Source organism: Mesorhizobium sp. M2E.F.Ca.ET.209.01.1.1 (assembly GCF_004010375.2).
Lineage (GTDB): Bacteria > Pseudomonadota > Alphaproteobacteria > Rhizobiales > Rhizobiaceae > Mesorhizobium.
The window spans coordinates 1-291 of sequence record NZ_SADP02001166.1 but is presented as its reverse complement, the minus strand read 5'-3'; the positions used below and the strand labels follow the sequence as shown (position 1 = coordinate 291).

Annotated in this window: 1 protein-coding gene; it reads right to left on the bottom strand. The window is 64.6% G+C overall.

The window, feature by feature from the left end:
- A partial coding sequence (locus EN852_RS39575; protein ID WP_135879956.1) for a hypothetical protein occupies window positions 1-196 on the bottom strand: 196 nt, incomplete at its 3' end.
- Window positions 197-291 lie beyond the last annotated feature (95 nt).

The window sequence follows — 291 nt, the reverse complement described above, 5'->3', positions numbered from 1 at the left end:
CGCCCACCTTTTCGCAGACGCGTGTGTAGACCTCCCGGGCCAGCAGCCTCAGCGGCAGGCCGATGACGCCGGTTTCGTGCGCCACCATGCGCTCGATGGCGAGATGGGTCTTGCCCGTGTTGGTCGGCCCAAGCACGGCGGTCACGTCGCGGCCCGACAGGATCAGCGGCTCGGTATGTTTCTGCTGGATGTTCATCGGCTCGGAAATAAGGCTTTCTGGCCTCTCGTTGTCGGGAGCGTGCCTGGACGGCGCGTATGACAGCCGACACATAGGGATTTCGGGCGCGAAGC